The following is a 19441-nucleotide window of genomic DNA, read 5'->3' as shown; positions in this document are numbered from 1 at the left end:
GCCGTCGCGCGCCCCCGGAAGCCTCCGCCCCTAGACTTTCACCGACAGCCTCGGCGCGACGGGAGGAGACCCCGATGCCCGACCGCAGCACCGCCAGAGCCGGCCAGGCCCCCGCCGTCGCCGGACCGGGCGACCTGCGCAACGTCGTCCTCATCGGCTGCGCCGGCGTGGGCAAGACAACGCTCGCCGAGTCCCTCGCCCACGCCGCCGGCGCCGTCGGCCGCCCCGGCAAGGTCGCCGACGGCACCACCGTCTCCGACCACGAACCCATCGAGCACCAGCAGCAGCGCTCCGTCCAGCTCTCCGTGCTCCCCCTCGAATGGCGCGGCACCAAGATCAACCTGATCGACCCGCCCGGCCACCCCGACTTCGCCGCCGACCTGCGCGCCGCCCTCCACGCCGCCGACGCCGCCGTCTTCGTCGTCTCCGCCACCGATCCGGTCACCGCCCCCACCCGCGCCCTGTGGCGCGAGTGCGCCGCCGAGAACATCCCCCGCGCCATCGCCGTCGCCAAACTCGACATCGCCCGCGGCAGCCTCGACGACATCCTCACCGCCTGCCACGACGCCTTCGGCCTCGGCCCCGACACCCTGCGCCCGCTCTTCCTGCCCGTCCACCACGACGGTCGCCCCGACGGCAGCGTCGACCTCCTCACCGGCCACACCTACGGCCAGGCCGACCCCCTGCCCGACACCGCCCCCGCCCGCGAAAGCCTCGTCGAGGCCATCGCCGGCCAGGACGACACCCTGATGGAGCAGTACCTCACCGGCGACACCCCCGACACCGACTCCCTCGAAGCCGGCATGCGCCGCGAGGTCCTCGCCTGCGCCCTCCACCCCGCCGTGCCCACCAGCGAGCACGGCCTCGGCGCCACCGAACTCCTCGACCTCATCACCACCACCTTCCCGACCCCCGCCGAACGCACCCGCCCCGCCCCCGACTGCGACCCCGACGGCCCCCTCGCCGCCCAGGTCGTCCGCGTCACCGGCGACGCCTACGTCGGCCGCGTCAGCCTGCTGCGCCTCTACGCCGGCACCCTGCGCCCCGACACCCGCATCCGCCTCACCGGCCCCGGGCACCCCGCCGACCAGGACGCCGAGGAACGCGTCACCGGCCTCACCAGCCCCTTCGGCAAACTCCAGCGGCCCGTCCCGCACGCCGTCGCCGGCGACCTCGTCTGCGCCGCCAAACTCACCACCGCCCGCGCCGGCGACACCGTCCAGGAACCCGGCCACAGCGCCGAACTCGACACCTGGACCCTCCCCGAACCCCTGCTCCCCGTCGCCGTCGAAGCCCACAGCAAGGCCGACGACGACAAGCTCTCCCAGGCCCTCTCCCGGCTCGCCGCCGAGGACCCCGCGCTACGCCTCGAACAGAACCCCGACACCCACCAGCTCGTCCTCTGGTGCACCGGCGAGGCCCACGCCGAGGCCGTCCTCGAACGGCTCCGCAACCGCCACGGCGTCCACGTCGACACCGTCGAGCACAAGGTCGCCCTGCGCGAGACCTTCGGCACCGCCGCCGCCGGCCACGGCCGCCTCGTCAAACAGTCCGGCGGCCACGGCCAGTACGCCATCTGCGACCTGGAGGTCGAACCGCTCCCCGCCGGCTCCGGCTTCGAGTTCCAGGAACACGTCGTCGGCGGCGCCGTCCCCAAGCACTTCATCCCCTCCGTCGAGAAGGGCGTGCGCGCCCAACTCGCCAAGGGCGTCGCCACCGGCCACCCGCTCGTCGACATCCGGGTCACCCTCACCGACGGCAAGGCGCACTCCGTCGACTCCTCCGACTCCGCCTTCCAGAACGCCGCCGCCCTCGCCCTGCGCGACGCCGCCGAACACGCCGTCATCCGGCTCCTCGAACCCGTCGCCGCCGTCGGCGTCCTGCTGCCCGACGACTACCTCGGCGCCGTCCTCGGCGACCTCTCCGCCCGCCGCGGCCGCGTCCTCGGCACCGAGACCGGCGGCCCCGGCCTCATCCTGCTGCGCGCCGAGGTCCCCGAACTCGAACTCGCCCGCTACGCCGTCGACCTGCGCTCCCTCACCCACGGCACCGCCGAGTTCACCCGCGCCCACCTGCGCCACGAGCCCATGCCCGCCGCCCTCGCCGCCCGCTTCACCGACCGGGACGGGTAGGAGACACGGGTAGCAGGCTCAGCGGCGCGGCAGCGCACAGGCCGGCGTGCCGCCCGGCATCCGGTGCCGGTTGACCGCCACCCAGCGGTACACCAGCGCCGCCACCGGCCGCACCGGCGCCAGCGCCAGCACCCCGCCCAGGTACGCCCACACCCCGCCCGAACGCATCAGCAGCCGCGCCACCGCCTGCGCCCCGCCGTACACCCGGCCCGCCGGCGTCACCCACAGCACCTCGCGCTCCGCGCGCTCCCGGGACACCTCCCCGCGCCCCCCGGCCACCGCGTCCAGCTCCGCCAGGTCCGCGAACTGGAACGGCACCGCCTCCCAACCCCCCGACGCCAGCGTCTGCCGCAGATAGCGCTCCCCCCAGGTCGCGCACGTCGTGCAGAACCCGCAGTCCCCGTCGAACACCAGCACCGGATCCGTCAGCCCACCGCTCGTCATGCCGCCATCGTGCACCATGACGCCCACCGGCCCCCGACCAGGGCGCGTCGAACAGCCGAAACGTGGGCATCATGCCCCACGGGCCCACCGTGGCCCGTTCGTGACGGCACTTCAGACGATCATGCCCGCGGTGGTGCCCCGGCACGGTAACCTGCCGCAGGACAAAGGGGAGGAGGGGACGCCACCGTGACCACACTCGACATGACCCCGGGTGCGCAGATACCCCGGACCGACGCCGGCCCGCAGACCGCCGGCACCCAGGCGATCTCCTCGGTGGCGTACCGCGACATCACGCTGGAGGAGGGCGCCGGCAAACTCGCCGGAACCACCGCCAAGAAGGGCCGCTTCGCCCTCTTCGCGCCCAACTTCGGCGAGGCCTGGAGCAAGGCGCTCATCTCCCGCACCCTCGGCGGCGACCGCAAGCCCCTGGTGCCCTCCTTCGGCCTCGACACCCGCCAGATCGTCGAGCACTGCCTCGCCGCCGAGGAGATCCGCACCACCCGCGACCGGCAGCTGTCCACCGTCTCCGTCGTCACCGGGCTGCTCTGCCTGCCCGGCACACTGGTGTGGCTCGGCGCGTTCCAGCTGCGCGCCTGGCTCAGGCGCGACAACCCCAAGAACGCCGCCGCGTACGGCGCCGTCGTCCTGGCGCTCGTCGTCGGCCTCGCCGCGCTGCTCGCGATCAAGCCCCCGGCCGGCGGCATCCTCGGCCTCTACCTGCGGGTCGTGCTGCTCGCGCCGGTCATCGGCTGGTTCCTGGCCCGGCGCATCGTCGAACGCACCGCCGCCGACCTGCGCGCCCGCTGGCTCTCGCTGGCCGAGGGCAACGCCGTCGCCGCCACCGTCCCGATGGCCGTCCCCCGCGACGACCTCGACAAGAAGGCCGCCGACCTGCGCGCCAAACTCGGCCGGCTGGACTCCGAACAGGAGACCAACGTCCAGCACTACGCCGGCCCCAAGGGCATCCTCGGCGCCGGCCGACGCTGGGGCGAGTGGAAGCTCATCGACACCCTGCGCCCCGCCGAGGGCCAGATCGATTTCCGCCAGTTCCACCCCTGGGACCTCGTCCGCAAGATCTCCGGCCACCTCAAGTCGCTCGGCATCAGCGAGGTCGCCAACAGCGGCATGCCCGGCGTCCGGGTCAAGCAGTGGGTCGTCCTGGAGGTCGGCGAGAGCGCCGACGAGATCAGCCGCCCCGGCAACGCCGACATGGACGGCGACCACATGCGTGACTTCGCCGTCCAGGCCATCGCCGACAAGCAGACCTTCGCCGGCGGCCCCCGGCACTACCTCGCCACACAGTTCATCACCCACGACGGCAAGCTCGTCCTGACCTTCACCGTCACCGTGGTGCTGCTCGCCAACACCCTCAACATCACCGTCGCCGGCTACGCCCTCGGCCCCATCGACGGCTTCTTCGGCGACAAGCCCAAGGACAAGGAGAAGTCCGTCGCCAAGACCTTCCGGTTCTGGGAGGAGCGCACGGTCAAGCTCCGGCTGATCGACAACGACGAGGTCGTCCGGCAGGCCGTCCGCGCCCCCTTCTACCGGATGCCCGGCCTGCTCTCCTGGCTCGGCGGCGGCCTCGGCCTGCCCGAGCCCTTCGGCTTCCGGCACACCTGGGCCGGCCAGCCCTGGGGCACCCGCACCATGGCGGACAACGCGCTCAACGCCTCCCACCCGGTGCTCGCCGCCGTCCACACCGCCACCCTGGAGTTCCTCGCCGAGCACGACCTCGACACCGAGCGCGCCTTCAAGGGCCGCGCGGCCGGCCTCAAGGCCGAGGCCCAGGGCAACCGGCCGTTCAAGGTCGACCAGTACGACGCCTGACCGGACACGACGGAGGGCCCCGACGACCCGCTGGTCGTCGGGGGCCCTCCCCGCTGTGCGGGTCAGCCCCGCGGCCAGGCCTCGGCCAGCATCTTCCGGGTGTCCGCCAGCAGTTGCGGCAGCACCTTGGTGTGGCCGACCACCGGCATGAAGTTGGTGTCCCCGCCCCAGCGCGGCACCACGTGCTGGTGCAGGTGGGCCGCGATGCCGGCACCGGCCGCCGCGCCCTGGTTCATGCCGATGTTGAAGCCGTGCGCGCCGGAGGCCGCGCGCAGCGCCGTCATCGCCTTCTTGGTGAACACCGCCAGCTCGGCCGTCTCCGCCTCGTCCAGCTCGGTGTAGTCCGCCGCGTGCCGGAACGGGACCACCATGAGGTGCCCGCCGTTGTACGGGTACAGGTTGAGCACCGCGTACACGGTGTCGCCGCGCGCGACGACCAGCCCGTCCTCGTCGCTCAGCGCCGGGATCGAGCAGAACGGGCAGCCGTCGTCCGGAGCCGGGCCGGTGGGCTTGTTCTCGCCCTGGATGTAGGCCATCCGATGGGGGGTCCACAGGCGGCGGAAGCCGTCCGGCTCCCCGACGCCCTGCTGCAGTTCCGGCTCAGTCGTCATGCTGATCAGCATATTCGCCCAACCGTGCTTGCAAAGCCGCGCGGGGCGGACTCCTCAAGGAGCCCGCCCCGCGACCCCCGCGAACGCGGGGACGATGTACACATCTGCCACGTCCGGCCGATAGCGTCCGGACCACCCCCGCTAGCGCGGGGAGCAACGTCAAACCTGGATCCGGCGCTCCACCGCGTCCACGATCTCCTGGACGGCCTCGGCCACCGGGACACCGTTCTTCTGCTCGCCGTTGCGGTAGCGGAAGGAGACCGCGCCCGCCTCGACGTCGTCGTTGCCGGCGATCAGCATGAATGGCGTCTTGGCCCGCTGGGCGTTCCTGATCTTCTTCTGCATCCGGTCGTCCGAGGTGTCCACCTCGACCCGGATCCCGCGCTTCCTCAGCTCGGCCGCGACCTCCAGCAGGTACGGCACGTGCTCGTCGGTGATCGGGATGCCGGTCACGGTGACCGGGGCCAGCCACGGCGGCATCGCGCCGGCGTAGTGCTCCAGCAGCACCGCGAAGAAGCGCTCGATCGAGCCGAACAGCGCCCGGTGGATCATGACCGGCCGCTGACGCGAGCCGTCCGCCGCCGTGTACTCCAGGTCGAAGCGCTCGGGGAGGTTGAAGTCCAGCTGGATGGTGGACATCTGCCAGGTACGGCCGATGGCGTCCCGCGCCTGCACCGAGATCTTCGGGCCGTAGAAGGCCGCGCCGCCCGGGTCCGGGACCAGCGGCAGGCCCTGCTTCTCGGCCACGGCGGCGAGGACGGCGGTGGCCTCCTCCCACGCGTCGTCGGTGCCGACGAACTTCTCCGGGTCCTTGGTGGACAGCTCCAGGTAGAAGTCGGTCAGACCGTAGTCGCGCAGCAGGTTGAGCACGAAGGTCAGCGTCGAGTCGAGCTCGTCCGCCATCTGCTCACGGGTGCAGTAGATGTGCGCGTCGTCCTGGGTGAAGCCGCGGGCGCGGGTCAGGCCGTGCACCACGCCGGACTTCTCGTACCGGTACACCGTGCCGAACTCGAACAGGCGCAGCGGCAGCTCACGGTACGAGCGGCCACGCGCGTCGAAGATCAGGTTGTGCATCGGGCAGTTCATCGGCTTGAGGTAGTAGTCCACGCCCTCGTCGAGCTGCATGGGCGGGTACATACCGTCCGCGTACCAGTCCAGGTGGCCGCTCTTCTCGAACAGCTTCCCCTTGGTGGCGTGCGGGGTGTAGACGAACTCGTAGCCCTCCTCCTCGTGCCGGCGGCGCGAGTAGTCCTCCATGGCGCGGCGGATGATGCCGCCCTTGGGGTGGAAGACGGCGAGGCCGGAGCCGATCTCCTCGGGGATGGAGAAGAGGTCGAGCTCGTTGCCGAGCTTGCGGTGGTCGCGCTTGGCGGCCTCCTCCAGGAACTCCAGGTGCGCCTTGAGCTCGTCCTTGCTCGGCCAGGCGGTGCCGTAGAGACGCTGGAGCATGGGGTTCTTCTCGCTGCCGCGCCAGTAGGCGGCGGCCGAGCGCATGATCTTGAACGCCGGGATCATCCGGGTCGACGGCAGGTGCGGGCCACGGCAGAGGTCGCCCCAGCACAGCTCGCCGCTCTTGGCGTCGAGGTTGTCGTAGATGGTGAGCTCGCCGGCGCCGACCTCGACGTCCGCGCCCTCGCCGGCCGTGGCGGCGGAGCCCTTGAGGCCGATCAGCTCCAGCTTGTACGGCTCGCCGGCCAGCTCCTCACGGGCGGCCTCGTCGGTGACCACCCGGCGGGAGAACCTCTGCCCGCGCTTGATGATCTCCTGCATCTTCTTCTCGACGGCCTTGAGGTCATCGGGGTGGAACGGCTTCTCGACGTCGAAGTCGTAGTAGAAGCCGTCCTTGACCGGCGGGCCGATGCCGAGCTTGGCCTCGGGGAAGAGCTGCTGCACGGCCTGGGCCATGACGTGCGCGGTGGAGTGGCGCAGGATGTCGAGGCCGTCCGGGCTGGAGATCACGACCGGCTCGACCTCGTCGCCGTCCTGGAGGGCGTGGGCGAGGTCCTTGAGCTGGCCGCCGACGCGGGCGGCGATGATCGAGCGGTCGTCGGCGAAGAGCTCGGCGGCCGTAGTGCCCGTGGTCACCACGCGCTCTTCCCGATCGGGTTCGCGGTTGATGATTACCCGGACGTCCGTCACCGGTCTCTCCTGACGTGCTGGATTCAGAGGACGCAGCACAGCGCTGCGCCTGACGATGGTACCGAGACCGGTGACCCCACCGTCACCTCCGTACCCTTCCTACTCCCCCCGCCCCTCCCCCAGGGTCTTGAGCAGGCGCTCCCGCTCGGAGTCCTCCAGTCCGCACGGTTCCAGGCCGGTGGGCCGGGTGAGCCGCCGGAAGCCTCCGCGCCGTTCCAGACGGCCACTGAGCCGCACGGGGGTGCCGCTGAGGTGGGCCTCGGCGGCGAGCCGGTAGGCGGGGTCGGGCAGCCGGACCTTGATCTCGTCGACCTCGGCGCCGCCCAGCACCCGCAGCCGGACACCGCCCGGTCCGGCGGGGTCGGCGCGCTTGAGGCGGACGACGAGGCCGACGACGGTGACGGCGACGGCGGGCTCGATGCGCTCCAGCAGTTCGGCGGCCTCGCCGAGCGCGGGCAGGTCGCCGGGGGAGAACTCGACGGCGATCCGCCGGTCGCCGAAGCCGCCGGGGGTGCCGGCGGCGGCCGACCAGGCGACGGTGAACCGCCCTGCGGTGGCGCCGCGCACCAGCTCTTGGACGGATTCGACCAGTTCACGGCTGACTCCGGACTGGACGGCGTTCTCGAAGGCCTCGCCGCCGCCGCTGACCCGCCGGTAGTCGACGGCGTCGCGCAACGCCTCCAGGGCGCGGACCAGAGTGGTGACCGCCGCCCGGCCCTCGGGGGCGGGGGTGTAGGCGGTCAGGCCGGGGCCGCCGTCGACGACCAGCACCCGGTCGAGGAAGTCGCCGGCCCAGGCGTCGAGGCGGGCGCCGAAGTAGGCGGCGCGGACGCGGCCGGCCTTGGCTCCGGCGGCGAGCATGGCGCGGGCGGCGTGCCGGAGCCGTTCGCCGTCGTCCCAGGGCGTGGCGCCGGGGGTGGTGGCCCCGGCGGGCGCGGCGAGGTCGCGGTGCCACTGGAGTTCGTCGCCGGGGAGGGCGAGGGCGAGCAGGACGGCGCGGGCCGAGGGGGTGGCGGAGCGGGCGAGCGCGGTGACGGCGTCGGTGAGCAGTTCGACCGTGTCGTCGAAGCCGTCACCGGCCGGGACCAGCAGGCTGACGCCCGGGTCGCCGCCCTCGGGGGGCGTCCAGCGGCCGTAGCGGGCGGCGGGTCCGCCGCGCCGGACCCAGCCGTGCCGGGCGAGCAGGGTGGCGAGCACCGCGGGGTCGACGGCGGCCGGGTCGGGCAGCGGCCCGGCCGGCGGCGGTCCACCGGGCGCGGGACGCATCGGCCCGTGGGGCAGTGTCATGGGGCGGCTCCTCCAGGCCGGGCCCGGGCCGTCACGGGCTGCCGCCCGCGCCGACCCGGGCCATGATGTCGCACAGGGCGCGGTCGTCGAAGACCTTCGCGGTGGGGACGCGGACGTTGGTGCGGCGCTGTCCGGTGACGGGGTGGCCGGCCAGGTTGACCCAGTAGCAGCAGTGCCGCAGCTCAAGGGCGTCGGGGCGGGCGGCGAGCCAGCGGTCGACGCGGCGCGGCAGCAGCATGACGACGAGGATCCGCGGCACGGCGACCCGGGGGCGGGCGAGCTTGCGCAGGTGGTCGTTGTCCAGGGTGAAGGAGAAGAACGCGCCGCGCGGGTCGGGGGCGATCTGCTGGGTGGCCTTCAGCTGGATCTTGACGGTCACCTCGTCGTCGACCTCGTGGCCGCGCGAGCCGTGGCTGACCTGCCAGTCGATGCCGTTGTCGGGGAACGGCTGGGAGAGCGAGCAGCCGGCCGCGGCGGCGACCGCGTGCAGGTAGCCGACCTGCAGGGTCTCCATGCAGGCGGTCACCGCCAGGTCGCCCCTCAGGACCGCCGCCGCCTCCTCGGGCTGCGGCTGCGTCAGCGCCATGACCGTCGGTCCTCCCCCGTCCCCCGGGCCCGTCCGGATTCGAACAGGGCGCCCGTCGGCAGGGTGCCCGGCCGGTGCGGCGCCAAACGGTTGAGGGGGCGTCAGGGGCGGGTATCACCGGGGCGGGAACGCGCCTGTCTTCGAGGGGCAGTCATGCAGCAGCACTGGTTCACCGGCCCGCTCGCCTCCTTCGACACCGAGACCACCGGCGTGGACGTCGAGACCGATCGCATCGTCTCGGCCGCCCTGGTCGTCCAATCCTCCCCGGGGGCGGTCCCGGTGGCCCTCCGCTGGCTCGCCGATCCCGGCGTGCCGATACCCGACGGCGCCCGGGCGGTGCACGGGATCAGCGACGAGACGGTGCGGGCGCACGGGCGGCCGGCGCCGGTGGTGGTGGCGGAGGTGACCGCCGCGCTCGCCGCGCAGGCCCGGGCCGGGCGGCCGGTGGTGGTGATGAACGCGCCCTACGACCTGACGCTGCTGGACCGGGAGTTGCGCCGGCACCGGGGGGTGTCGCTGACCGAGGCGATCGGCACGGCAGCACTGCTGGTGCTGGACCCGCGGGTTCTGGACAAGTACGTGGACCGCTACCGGCGGGGCCGGCGGACGCTGACCGACCTGTGCGCGCACTACGGGGTGGAACTGGCCGGGGCGCACGAGGCGGGGGCGGACGCGACGGCGGCGCTGGAGGTGGTGCGGGCGATCGGCGCGCGGTACCCGGGGGCGCTGGGCGGGCTGACCGCGGCGGAACTGCACCTGCGGCAGGCGGTCTGGCACGCGGCGCAGGCGCGGGGGCTCCAGGCGTGGTTCGACCGCTCGGGGGCGGACGAGCGGGTGGACCTGTCGTGGCCGCTGCGGCCCGCCCGGTGCGGTTGCGGGCGGCGGCTGTCGCCGGAGCACGAGTGCGAGGTGGCGGCGTAGCGGCCGGGCCCGGAAACGCCACAGGCCCCGACCGGTCTCCCGATCAGGGCCTGCGTGCTGTCCGGTGGGCGATACTGGGATCGAACCAGTGACCCCTTCGGTGTGAACGAAGTGCTCTCCCGCTGAGCTAATCGCCCGGGCAACGAGAGGAACTGTAGCACCATTCGGGGGGTGCCGTACAACTCGTTCGGGAAGCGTCCCGACGCATCCGCAGAACTCCTGCGCGACACGGAAGGTGACTGCGCCTCAGCACATTCCCCGGCACCGTTCGCCGGATTGTGGAAATACATGTGAGGCCCAGCCGATAATCGGCTGGGCCTCACATATCACAATGCATTCCGGTGGGCGATACTGGGATCGAACCAGTGACCCCTTCGGTGTGAACGAAGTGCTCTCCCGCTGAGCTAATCGCCCGGGTGCAGGGAAAACATTACCGCATCCCGGCGGGTGGTCCGAACAAGCCGCCTCCCCCGGACGGCCCCGCCCGGGTCACCGGCGGGCGGGGGCGGGCCGCTCAGTCCTCGTCGATCTTCCAGGGCATGACCAGCCCGTACTTCCACAGGTACCAGCCGCCGAGCGCGGCGATCAGCGCCACGCCGATCACGGTCAGCGTCAGGTTGCGGCGCCGGACCCGCGGGTCCAGGGCCTTCTGCGCGGCCTCGGCCACCTTGCGGCGGGTCCAGCGCAGGGCCAGCTGGGCCCAGACGAACTCGGTCGCCCAGATGCCCATGCCCAGGAAGATGACCACCCAGCCGGGGCCGGGCAGCGGAAGCATGATCACGCCGAGCACCACCACCGCGAGGCCGACCAGGAAGACGGCCACCTGCCAGCTCAGGTGCAGCGGGCGGGAACGGCGGATGAAGTGCGGGGCGCGCGAGCCCAGCGGCTTCTCGCCCTCCGCCCCGCCGGCCCGCCCGTCCTGCCCGTCCTGCCCGTCCCGGGCGCCCTCGGCCTCCGACTCCTCGCCGCCGCCACCCGCACCCGTCGGCACCCCCGTGTCGTCCGGCACGATCCCGTCCCCCGTTCCGGTGTTCCGGCCCGCGTGCCCGCGTGCCTCGTCGCTTCGCACAGTCATGCCAGGAAACTAACCGAGAAGGGGCCCGGTAATCGCCCCCCGGGCACTCTGTGGCGATTCCGCAATGCGCCGTAAGGGGTACGACTCGCGCCCGAATCGGGACAGAGGGGTTTACATCGGTCGTTGAGGTGGGATGGTCCGTTCGCCGACGTGCGATTCCCCGAGCGCACACTGAGCGAAAGGCCATGGCGCTTATGAACACCACGGTCAGCTGCGAGCTGCACCTGCGCCTCATCGTGTCCAGCGAGTCCTCACTGCCCGTCCCCGCGGGCCTTCGCTACGACACCGCCGACCCCTATGCCGTGCACGCCACCTTCCACACCGGCGCCGACGAGACCGTGGAGTGGGTGTTCGCCCGAGATCTCCTTGCGGAGGGGCTGCACCGACCCACCGGTACGGGCGACGTCCGGGTGTGGCCGTCTCGCAGCCACGGACAAGGGGTGGTCTGCATCGCCCTGAGCTCTCCGGAAGGAGAAGCCCTGCTGGAGGCCCCGGCCCGGGCGCTTGAGTCGTTCCTCAAGCGGACCGACGCCGCCGTGCCGCCCGGCACCGAACACCGTCACTTCGACCTCGACCGGGAGCTGTCCCACATCCTCGCCGAAAGCTGACCCCGACCGGAGGCGGTCGCACCCCGCTGTCCGCGGGGTCGTAGCGCCTGCCGTCAACCGCAGCCGTCCTACTCGGGGGCACGGCAGCAAGACTCAGCCGCGCACGACGCGGTCTCGGGGCCGGTGGCGAAACGGTTCTCTTCCAACCGGAGGGGGCCTGCGGCACCGAAGGCGCCCGGCACCGGAGCCGGTCATCCCACGGATGGCCGGCCTCCGTGCCGGGCGCGGCCGTTTCTCCGCGTGACCCCGCGCGCGACTCCGCACAGCCGCACAGAACTCCGCACAGAACTCCGTACAGACTGACGGAATCCGTACGCATCTTCGACGCAAGCCGCCGCCGTGGGCCGCACCGCCCCGGTAAGGTCTGGGAATGACCCGTAGTCGCGGGGTGCCCACGGCCCCCTCCGCCTCCGCACGAGGAGCCTCCACGTGCTGATCACCCATGACACCGAGTGCGCGCTGAGCATCCTCGTCGAACTGCTCAACACCGCACCCGAGGTGTGCGGCACCGAGCTGCTGCCCGACGTGGCCGCGCTTGACGCCTTCGTGGTCCGGCAGGAGATCAGCGAGATCGACTCGCTGACCGGCGACGACCTCGCCCAGGTGCACCGGCTGCGCTCCCGGCTGCGCGAGGTCTTCGGCACGGAGTCCACCGAGGAGGCCGCCGAGCTGGTCAACGCGCTGGTCGCGGCGGCCGGCACCACGCCCCGGCTGACCAACCACGACCACCACGGGTGGCACATCCACTACTTCGCGCCGCACGCCGCCCTCGGTGACCACCTGGCCGCCGAGATCGGCATGGCGCTGGCCTTCATCCTCACCGCGGGCGAGCGCGAACGGCTGCGCCGCTGCGAGGCGCCGGACTGCGCCCGGGTCTTCGTGGACCTCTCGCGCAACCGCTCGCGCCGCTACTGCGACAGCCGGACCTGCGGGAACCGGCTGCACGTGGCCGCCTACCGGGCCCGCCAGCGCTCGGCGGACGCCGTCCCCTCGGCCTGAGCCCGCCCGGGGCTCAGATGCCGCGGCGGCGCAGGATCTCCTCGATGTCGGCGAACTCGTCGAGGCCGTCGCCCTTGCCCTTCCCGGCGCGCTTCGGCGTCGTCCGGGCGGAGGGGGCACCCGTGGAGGGGGCACCCGTGGAGGGGGCCACGGCCGGACGGGCCGGGGCCGGCCCGGCGGCGGGGGTGGCGGGAGTGGCGGGGGCCGTGGCCTTCCGCCCCTCGGTCACCGCGCCGCGCCGGCCCATCCAGCGGGTGGTGACGAGCAGCCCCGCCGAAACCGCGAGCAGCACGATGCCGGTCCACACCCGGGGGTCGAAGACCAGCTTGACCGCCCAGTCGGCGATCTCGTCGCCGATCGTCCGGGCCACCGGGAACAGGCCGGTCAGGTAGAGGCCGGCGGGCAGCAGCGCGACGGCGAACCAGCGGGTCGCGGAGAGGAAGCGCCGGCGGTAGGCGCGCAGGCCGGCCACCGCCACACCCGCCGCCGTGAGCGCGAAGGCGAACGTCGCCGTCAGCACGGCCGCCTCCCCTCGCCGGTCGCTCTGCCGGTCGCTATGCCAGTCGGACCGATCATCTCGTCGGACCTCCCATCGCTGTCGGTCTGGCGGTCTGGCCGGGCCCTCCGGCCGCCGGAACGGCACGGGGCCCACTGGTGGAACACTGGGGGCATGATCGAAGGTTCCCTCCCCCGTCTGGAGTTCTGGTGCGAGCTCCAGTGCCCGGACTGCCGCACCGCCCTGCACGACGTCCGCGCGCTGCGCGCCCGCTACGGTGACGCGCTGGCGATCGAGCTGCGGCACTTCCCGCTGGAGAAGCACAAGTACGCCTACCCCGCCGCCGAGGCCGCCGAGGAGGCGTTCGCGCAGGGCCTTGGCTGGCCGTTCGTCGAGGCGCTGCTGGAGCGGGTCGAGGACCTGGACGCGCGTGGCACCGAGGTGCTGCTGGAGGTGGCCCGGGCGGTCGGGGTGGACGCCGAGGAGGTGGACACCGCCCTGGTGGACGGGCGGCACATGCTGACCGTGGACGCCGACCAGGCCGAGGGCCGGGCGATCGGGGTCACCGGCACGCCGACGTACGTGATCGCCGGGCGGCGCCTCGACGGCGGGAAGAGCCAGGACGGTCTGCTGGAGCGCGTCGTCGCCGCCGTCGAGGACGCCCGGGCGTCCTGACGCCCGCCGTCGCTCACAGCAGCGGCTTGCCGTAGACGCGGTTGGTGACCTGGTAGCCGAGCGACTCGTAGAGGCGGATCGCGACCTCGTTGCCGCTGAAGACGTTCAGCCCGAGGTCGTGGACGCCCGCCGACAGGCACGCGCGCTCGGCGAGGCCCATCAGGGTCCGGCCGTGGCCGCGGCCCCGGTGGGCGTCGGCCACCTCGACCACCATCACCCAGGCCAGCGGGGCGCCGTCGGGCAGGTCGCGCAGCCGCAGCGCCAGCCAGAGCGAGCCCAGCGGCTCCTCCCCCGGCCCGTAGAGGCGGCGCAGCGCGACGCCCGAGGTGTCCGCCCCCTGCGGCAGCAGCCTCGCGTGGTCGGCGTCGGACTTGGCGCGGGCCTCCGCCTCGCCGAGGCCGGAGGCGCGCAGGTCGTGCAGGTAGCCCTCCTTGGCCTCGGCCAGCCAGGCCGGGAACTCGGCGGCGCCGATCGCGCGGGCGGTGGCGCCGGGCGGCAGGGCGGGCGGGGTCTCCAGCCGCTTGACCATGTTCCGCATCCGCTCGGTGTAACCGAGGGTGACCGCGAGCGAGCGGGCGACCTGGGCGGACTCGGGGATGTCGGCGTCCACCCGGGTGCAGCCCCAGCCGCGCAGCACCTCCTCCGCGGCCAGCGCGCCGATCGTCCCGCGCCCCCGGCCGCGTCCGCTGTGGACCTCCAACTCCGCTATCTCGCCCCAGAGTTGGCTGCCACGCGGGACGGCGGTGGTGCGCAGGCCACCGACCGGGCGGCCGTTGACGCAGATCTGCCAGCGCCGGGTGCGGCCGCCGGCGGGGGTGGGGGTCTCCGGGCTCTCGGGGCGCAGCGTGGTGGTCATGTCGGGGTCCCTTCCCCGCCGTCCGGGTCTTCTACCGGCCCGGACGGCGCGTCCCCGACGGAGGCCGCCGGGCGGGAGGGGCGATCAGGGGTCGAGGTCGTCGCCGCCGCGCTGGGCGAAGGTGGCCATGGCCTTGGCGGTGACCGGGCCGGGGCCGGGCAGTTCGCGGTCGTCGACGCGGGTGACGGCCTGGACGTCGCGCAGCGAGGAGGTCAGGAAGATCTCCTCGGCCTCCTGGAGGGCGTCGAGCGGGAGGTCGGCCTCCTCGGCGCCGCACCAGTCGACGACGAGCTGCCGGGTGATGCCGGCCAGGCAGCCGGAGGCGAGCGGCGGGGTGAGCAGGCGGCCGCCGAGGACGACGAAGACGTTGGAGCCGGTGCCCTCGCAGAGCCGGCCGGCGGTGTTGGCGAGCAGTGCCTCGGAGGCGCGGGCGCGGTGGGCGGCGGCGAGGGCGACGACGTTCTCGGCGTAGGAGGTGGTCTTGAGGCCGGCGACGGCGCTGTGCTCGTTGCGGCGCCAGGGGACGACCGTGACGGCGGTGGTGTCGGGGCGGCGGGTGGCGGTGCCGAGGGAGGCGACCAGGGTCGGGCCGGCGTCGCCGCGCTCGGAGCCGAGCGGCGCGGTGCCGCCGGTGTAGGTGACGCGCAGGCGGCCGAGCGGCATCGGGTTGGCGGCGAGGACGGCGGCGCAGGCCTCGCGGACCCGGTCGTGGTCGGGGTCGGGCAGGCCGAGGCCGCGGGCGGAGCGGGTGAGCCGCTCCAGGTGTCGGGTGACGGCGAAGGCCTTGCCGTCGACGGCCTTCATGGTCTCGAAGACGCCGTCGCCGGTGGTGAGTCCGTGGTCCAGGACGGACAGGGCCGGGTCGGCGGAGTCGACGAGGGTGCCGTTGACCCAGCTGGTGGTCGGGTGTTGCATCGCGGGGTGCTCCTGGCGGGACGGGCGCGGGCCGGCCGGCCGCGGGTTGCGCTGCCGGGCTCGACCCGGGTCGGGGTTCAGTCGGTGTCGGGGCGGGTGTCAGCGCCCGACGCTATCGCGACCAGGCGGGCGGCCTTCAGCTCGGTTTCCGCCCACTCGCGGTCGGGGTCGGAGCCCCAGGTGATGCCGGCGCCGGTGCCGAAGCGCAGTTCGGGCGCCGCGGGGTCGGTCCGGTCGATCCAGAAGGTGCGGATGCCGACGGCGAGTTCGGCCTCGCCGCGGTCGGCGTCGACCCAGCCGACGGCGCCGCAGTAGGGGCCGCGCGGGGCGGTCTCCAGGGCTTCGATGATGCGCAGGGCGCTGGACTTGGGGGCGCCGGTGACCGAGCCGGGCGGGAAGGTCGCGGCGAGCAGGTCGGGCCAGCCGGCGTCCGGGCGCAGGGTGCCCTCGACGGTGGAGACCAGGTGGACCAGGCCGGGGTGCTTCTCGACCGCGCACAGGTCGGGCACGGTGACGGTGCCGGTGGCGCAGACCCGGCCGAGGTCGTTGCGGACCAGGTCGACGATCATCACGTTCTCGGCGTGGTCCTTGTCGAGCAGGTCGTCCTCGGTGCGCCCGGTGCCCTTGATCGGGCCGGAGGAGACGGTGCGGCCGGTGCGGCGCAGGTAGAGCTCGGGCGAGGCGGTGGCGATCTCGACGCCGTGGCCGGGCAGCCGGATCGTTCCCGCGTAGGGGGCCGGGTTGCCGTGGGCGAGCAGGCCGGTGAGGGCGTCGATGTCGGTGCGGGCCGGGTCGGGCAGCGGCGCGGAGAGCACCCGGCAGAGGTTGGCCTGGTAGACCTCGCCGGCCGCGATGTGCTCCCGGACGCGGCGCACGCCCGCGGTGTAGGCGGCGCGGTCGAGCGAGCTGCGCCAGGCGCCGGCGGCCGGGCCGAGCCAGCGGGCGCCGGAGGGCGGGGCGGGGGCCGGGCGGACGTCCTCGAAGCGGGCGCAGGTGAGCCGGCCCTCGAAGTCGTAGGCGACGGCCCACCAGCCGGCGGAGTCCAGGGCGGCCGGGTCGGAGGTGACGTCGCGCAGTCCGGTCGCGAGGCGGCCGCCGAAGCGGGCGAGGGGGTGCTGGGGGTCGGGGTGGCCGGACACGGTTCTCCTGCGCGGGGCGTTGCTCGGGTTGCGGTGCCTGAAGTGTAGGTCGGGGGGCGCGAGCAGAGCGGGGCGTCGCGCGGGCGTACGCCGGGTGACCTGCGGGTGTCACTCACGGTGTCGATCCACCCTCGCCGGGCACGTCCGGGCCGGTCGGCGCCGGGGGCGGCGGGGGGCGTCCGGCGGGCACGCTGCGGGAACGGATTTTTAGCTGGCCGGGGAATCCGCTAGAGTTCAACACGTCGCCAGGGAGCGCAGCCGGGAAAACCGGTGAAGATCCCCGGGAGACAGGCGGACGTGGCTCAGTTGGTAGAGCATCACCTTGCCAAGGTGAGGGTCGCGAGTTCGAATCTCGTCGTCCGCTCGACGAAGGACAGTGTAAGATCGTCCTTCGAGTGTTGCCTGGTGGAGTGGCCGAGAGGCGAGGCAACGGCCTGCAAAGCCGTCTACACGGGTTCAAATCCCGTCTCCACCTCCAAGAGGCTCATCCGGCTCCGCCGGGTGGCCTCCCCGCGCGATTAGCTCAGCGGGAGAGCACTACCTTGACACGGTAGGGGTCACTGGTTCAATCCCAGTATCGCGCACCACGGCCGGCTCCGCCCGGACACCTGCCCCGCGCGATTAGCTCAGCGGGAGAGCACCACCTTGACACGGTGGGGGTCACTGGTTCAATCCCAGTATCGCGCACGTTGATCTTCGGGTCCTTGGATCCCGGGGTTCACTGCGGTCACACCGCACCAGCGCGATTAGCTCAGCGGGAGAGCACTACCTTGACACGGTAGGGGTCACTGGTTCAATCCCAGTATCGCGCACGTCAGGTCCTCCGGGGCCTGCTGCAGAACCGCCTTACCAGGCGCGATTAGCTCAGCGGGAGAGCACTACCTTGACACGGTAGGGGTCACTGGTTCAATCCCAGTATCGCGCACAGTGATGGCCGGGGCCGCGACTCGTAACGGGTCGCGGCCCCGGCCGTTTCGGCGTTCTCCGGCAGGGCGGCTTCACGGGGGCTTCATGGCGGCTTCCAAGGGTGGAGAAGCAGAAGAGCCGCGTACGGTCGCCCTCACCGACGTCCGTACGCGGCCTCTCCGCCTGCCGGGGCGCTCTGCGCGCCGCTCTCGCCCGTCCGCGTGTCATCGCGGGCGCGGCCTCCCCGGCGGCACTGGCTCCCCGTCCCCAGGGGATCAGTGCCCGTTCTGGTGGGCACCTCGGTGCCCGGCCGGTCAGTGGCCGATCAGCTCGGCCACCGCCTGTGCCTGGTTCGCCATCTGCTCCCAGCCGCCGAACAGGACGGCCAGCAGCACCGCGCAGGGCAGTGCCATGGCCACCGCCACCGCGGGGTGCCTGGTGGGCTCCGCGGCGCCGGGCTGGGTGAAGGCCGGCCGACGACGGCGGGAGGTGGATCCCGTGGGCTGCGGTGCCATGCCCTTGACTCTCTTTCGTGAGCTCGGCCGGTGGATGGACGGTGGTGCACGTGGACGCGGTGGACGGCTTACCTCGGGGGACGAGCTCCCCGTCCACCGCTGAGAACAACGGTACGGCGGGAGGGGGTTGGCGGACGTCATGCCCTCGTACTGTTCTCCGGGCCTCCCGAAGGATGACGATCAGACCTGGGTAGTACTACCGCAGGCGGAGACGTCCGCGACCCGGTCCCAGGGGGAACCCTGAGAGCCGACCCCGAGAAACGATTCGGCGGCGCACCGGCCCGTGTCGGTCCAAGATCGGACAATCGGACGGTGGCTTCAGGTGTTGCGTATCAGCACACCGCAGCGGGCAGTCCGTAAGCTGTGCCAGACAGGAACTGACGACGCCCCATTCGACGGGGCCTCACCCACGGTCTGACGGGGAAACGAGAATGGCGATGATGCGGCTGCGGCGTGAGGACCCCCGCGTCGTCGGGCCGTACCGCCTGCACCGACGGCTGGGAGCCGGCGGCATGGGCGTGGTCTACCTCGGGTCGGACCGCCGGGGGCAGCGCGTCGCGCTCAAGCTGATCCGCTCCGAGCTGGCCGAGGACGTCGAGTTCCGCACCCGCTTCGCCCGCGAGATCGCCGCCGCCTCCAGGATCCGCGGCGGCTGCACCGCCCGCGTCATGGGCTCCGACATCGAGGCCGACCGTCCCTGGCTGGCCACCGCCTACGTCCCCGGGCCGTCGCTGTACAAGCGGGTCGGCGACGAGGGGCCGCTCGGCTGGCCCGAGGTCGCCCGGATCGGGGCCTCGCTCGCCGACGGGCTGGTCAAGGTGCACGAGGCCGGCGTCGTCCACCGTGACCTCAAGCCGTCCAACATCCTGCTCTCGCCGCGCGGACCGCGCATCATCGACTTCGGCATCGCCTGGTCGCGCGGGGCCAGCACGCTCACCCACGTCGGCACCGCCGTCGGCTCGCCCGGCTTCCTCGCGCCCGAGCAGGTCCGGGGGGCCGCCGTCACGCCCGCGACCGACGTCTTCGCCTTCGGCGCGACCCTCGCGTACGCGCTCACCGGGGACAGCCCGTTCGGCTCCGGGGCCTCCTCGGAGGTCATGCTCTACCGCGTCGTCCACGAGGAGCCCGACCTCTCGGCGGTACCGCCGCAGCTGGCGCCGCTGATCGGGGCCTGCCTGGCCAAGGAGCCCGCCGAGCGGCCCGGCGCGGCCGCGCTGCACGAGCGGCTCAGCGAACTGGCGGCGCGCGCCGCGGCCGGCCGGGGGCCGGTGCCGGGCGGACCGTTCGCCCGTGGGCGCGGGGCCGCC

The 19441-nt window shown here is 73.2% G+C and carries 18 protein-coding genes and 8 tRNA genes; 13 read left to right on the top strand and 13 right to left on the bottom strand.

The window, feature by feature from the left end; translation table 11 throughout:
• Positions 1–74: 74 nt before the first annotated feature.
• On the top strand, positions 75–2132 hold the full coding sequence (locus ABD308_RS03810; protein ID WP_344325492.1) for an elongation factor G-like protein EF-G2: 2058 nt from the start codon (positions 75–77) through the stop codon (positions 2130–2132).
• An 18-nt stretch (positions 2133–2150) separates the two neighbouring features.
• On the opposite strand, the gene ABD308_RS03805 is transcribed toward ABD308_RS03810, so the two are convergent.
• Positions 2151–2576 (bottom strand): thiol-disulfide oxidoreductase DCC family protein, encoded by a 426-nt coding sequence (locus tag ABD308_RS03805; protein WP_344325489.1) that lies wholly within the window; start codon positions 2574–2576, stop codon positions 2151–2153.
• Between the two features lie 186 nt (positions 2577–2762).
• On the opposite strand from ABD308_RS03805, the gene ABD308_RS03800 reads away from it, so the two are divergent.
• Entirely contained in the window at positions 2763–4406 is a 1644-nt protein-coding gene (locus ABD308_RS03800) for a hypothetical protein (protein WP_344325486.1), read from the top strand.
• Positions 4407–4468: 62 nt separating this feature from the next.
• On the opposite strand, the gene ABD308_RS03795 is transcribed toward ABD308_RS03800, so the two are convergent.
• The 4 genes from ABD308_RS03795 to ABD308_RS03780 form a co-directional block, all read right to left on the bottom strand.
• Positions 4469–5029: an HIT family protein gene (locus ABD308_RS03795; RefSeq protein ID WP_344325483.1), complete on the bottom strand. Its 561-nt coding sequence runs from the start codon at positions 5027–5029 to the stop codon at positions 4469–4471.
• Between the two features lie 147 nt (positions 5030–5176).
• A complete protein-coding gene (thrS, locus tag ABD308_RS03790; protein ID WP_344325480.1) occupies positions 5177–7156 on the bottom strand; it encodes a threonine--tRNA ligase in 1980 nt (659 codons plus the stop codon).
• Between the two features lie 99 nt (positions 7157–7255).
• Complete coding sequence (locus ABD308_RS03785; RefSeq protein ID WP_344325477.1) at positions 7256–8443, bottom strand: hypothetical protein; 1188 nt, start codon at positions 8441–8443, stop codon at positions 7256–7258.
• Between the two features lie 31 nt (positions 8444–8474).
• On the bottom strand, positions 8475–9029 hold the full coding sequence (locus tag ABD308_RS03780; RefSeq protein WP_344325474.1) for a DUF4365 domain-containing protein: 555 nt from the start codon (positions 9027–9029) through the stop codon (positions 8475–8477).
• A gap of 153 nt (positions 9030–9182) precedes the next feature.
• On the opposite strand from ABD308_RS03780, the gene ABD308_RS03775 reads away from it, so the two are divergent.
• On the top strand, positions 9183–9950 hold the full coding sequence (locus ABD308_RS03775) for a 3'-5' exonuclease (protein WP_344325471.1): 768 nt from the start codon (positions 9183–9185) through the stop codon (positions 9948–9950).
• Between the two features lie 65 nt (positions 9951–10015).
• Here ABD308_RS03775 and ABD308_RS03770 read toward each other — a convergent pair.
• From ABD308_RS03770 to ABD308_RS03760, 3 genes are all read right to left on the bottom strand, one after another.
• Positions 10016–10087 (bottom strand) — tRNA-Val (locus ABD308_RS03770).
• 205 nt (positions 10088–10292) lie between these two features.
• Positions 10293–10364, bottom strand: a tRNA-Val gene (locus ABD308_RS03765).
• A 100-nt stretch (positions 10365–10464) separates the two neighbouring features.
• Positions 10465–10941 carry a TIGR02611 family protein gene (locus ABD308_RS03760; protein ID WP_425554687.1) on the bottom strand — a complete coding sequence of 159 codons (477 nt, stop codon included), beginning with the start codon at positions 10939–10941 and terminating at the stop codon, positions 10465–10467.
• 278 nt (positions 10942–11219) lie between these two features.
• Here ABD308_RS03760 and ABD308_RS03755 point away from each other — a divergent pair, with 278 nt between their 5' ends.
• Both ABD308_RS03755 and ABD308_RS03750 read left to right on the top strand, forming a co-directional pair.
• Positions 11220–11633 carry an SsgA family sporulation/cell division regulator gene (locus tag ABD308_RS03755; protein WP_030056266.1) on the top strand — a complete coding sequence of 138 codons (414 nt, stop codon included), beginning with the start codon at positions 11220–11222 and terminating at the stop codon, positions 11631–11633.
• A 429-nt stretch (positions 11634–12062) separates the two neighbouring features.
• Positions 12063–12632 (top strand): CGNR zinc finger domain-containing protein, encoded by a 570-nt coding sequence (locus ABD308_RS03750; protein WP_344325464.1) that lies wholly within the window; start codon positions 12063–12065, stop codon positions 12630–12632.
• A 13-nt stretch (positions 12633–12645) separates the two neighbouring features.
• On the opposite strand, the gene ABD308_RS03745 is transcribed toward ABD308_RS03750, so the two are convergent.
• Entirely contained in the window at positions 12646–13152 is a 507-nt protein-coding gene (locus ABD308_RS03745) for a hypothetical protein (RefSeq protein ID WP_344325461.1), read from the bottom strand.
• Between the two features lie 150 nt (positions 13153–13302).
• On the opposite strand from ABD308_RS03745, the gene ABD308_RS03740 reads away from it, so the two are divergent.
• Entirely contained in the window at positions 13303–13803 is a 501-nt protein-coding gene (locus ABD308_RS03740; protein WP_344325458.1) for a DsbA family protein, read from the top strand.
• Positions 13804–13816: 13 nt separating this feature from the next.
• On the opposite strand, the gene ABD308_RS03735 is transcribed toward ABD308_RS03740, so the two are convergent.
• The 3 genes from ABD308_RS03735 to ABD308_RS03725 all read right to left on the bottom strand — a co-directional run bounded on the left by ABD308_RS03735 (position 13817) and on the right by ABD308_RS03725 (position 16713).
• Positions 13817–14659, bottom strand: a complete 843-nt coding sequence (locus ABD308_RS03735) for a GNAT family N-acetyltransferase (protein WP_344325455.1) — start codon at positions 14657–14659, stop codon at positions 13817–13819.
• 84 nt (positions 14660–14743) lie between these two features.
• Positions 14744–15574 (bottom strand): aminotransferase class IV, encoded by an 831-nt coding sequence (locus ABD308_RS03730; protein ID WP_344325452.1) that lies wholly within the window; start codon positions 15572–15574, stop codon positions 14744–14746.
• Positions 15575–15651: 77 nt separating this feature from the next.
• Positions 15652–16713, bottom strand: a complete 1062-nt coding sequence (locus ABD308_RS03725; RefSeq protein ID WP_344325449.1) for a chorismate-binding protein — start codon at positions 16711–16713, stop codon at positions 15652–15654.
• Positions 16714–17004: 291 nt separating this feature from the next.
• Between ABD308_RS03725 and ABD308_RS03720 the strand changes: the two genes are divergently transcribed.
• From ABD308_RS03720 to ABD308_RS03695, 6 genes are all read left to right on the top strand, one after another.
• Positions 17005–17077: transfer RNA gene (locus ABD308_RS03720), tRNA-Gly, on the top strand.
• Positions 17078–17117: 40 nt separating this feature from the next.
• A tRNA-Cys gene (locus tag ABD308_RS03715) sits at positions 17118–17191 on the top strand.
• A gap of 34 nt (positions 17192–17225) precedes the next feature.
• A tRNA-Val gene (locus ABD308_RS03710) sits at positions 17226–17300 on the top strand.
• 28 nt (positions 17301–17328) lie between these two features.
• Positions 17329–17400: transfer RNA gene (locus ABD308_RS03705), tRNA-Val, on the top strand.
• Between the two features lie 53 nt (positions 17401–17453).
• A tRNA-Val gene (locus ABD308_RS03700) sits at positions 17454–17525 on the top strand.
• Positions 17526–17566: 41 nt separating this feature from the next.
• A tRNA-Val gene (locus ABD308_RS03695) sits at positions 17567–17638 on the top strand.
• Between the two features lie 295 nt (positions 17639–17933).
• Here ABD308_RS03695 and ABD308_RS03690 read toward each other — a convergent pair.
• Positions 17934–18134 carry a hypothetical protein gene (locus ABD308_RS03690; RefSeq protein ID WP_344325446.1) on the bottom strand — a complete coding sequence of 67 codons (201 nt, stop codon included), beginning with the start codon at positions 18132–18134 and terminating at the stop codon, positions 17934–17936.
• Positions 18135–18565: 431 nt separating this feature from the next.
• Between ABD308_RS03690 and ABD308_RS03685 the strand changes: the two genes are divergently transcribed.
• A partial coding sequence (locus ABD308_RS03685; protein WP_344325443.1) for a serine/threonine-protein kinase occupies positions 18566–19441 on the top strand: 876 nt, incomplete at its 3' end.

This window comes from Kitasatospora putterlickiae, assembly GCF_039527695.1.
GTDB classification, from domain to species: Bacteria; Actinomycetota; Actinomycetes; order Streptomycetales; family Streptomycetaceae; genus Kitasatospora; species Kitasatospora putterlickiae.
This window is presented reverse-complemented; position numbering and strand designations above follow the sequence as displayed.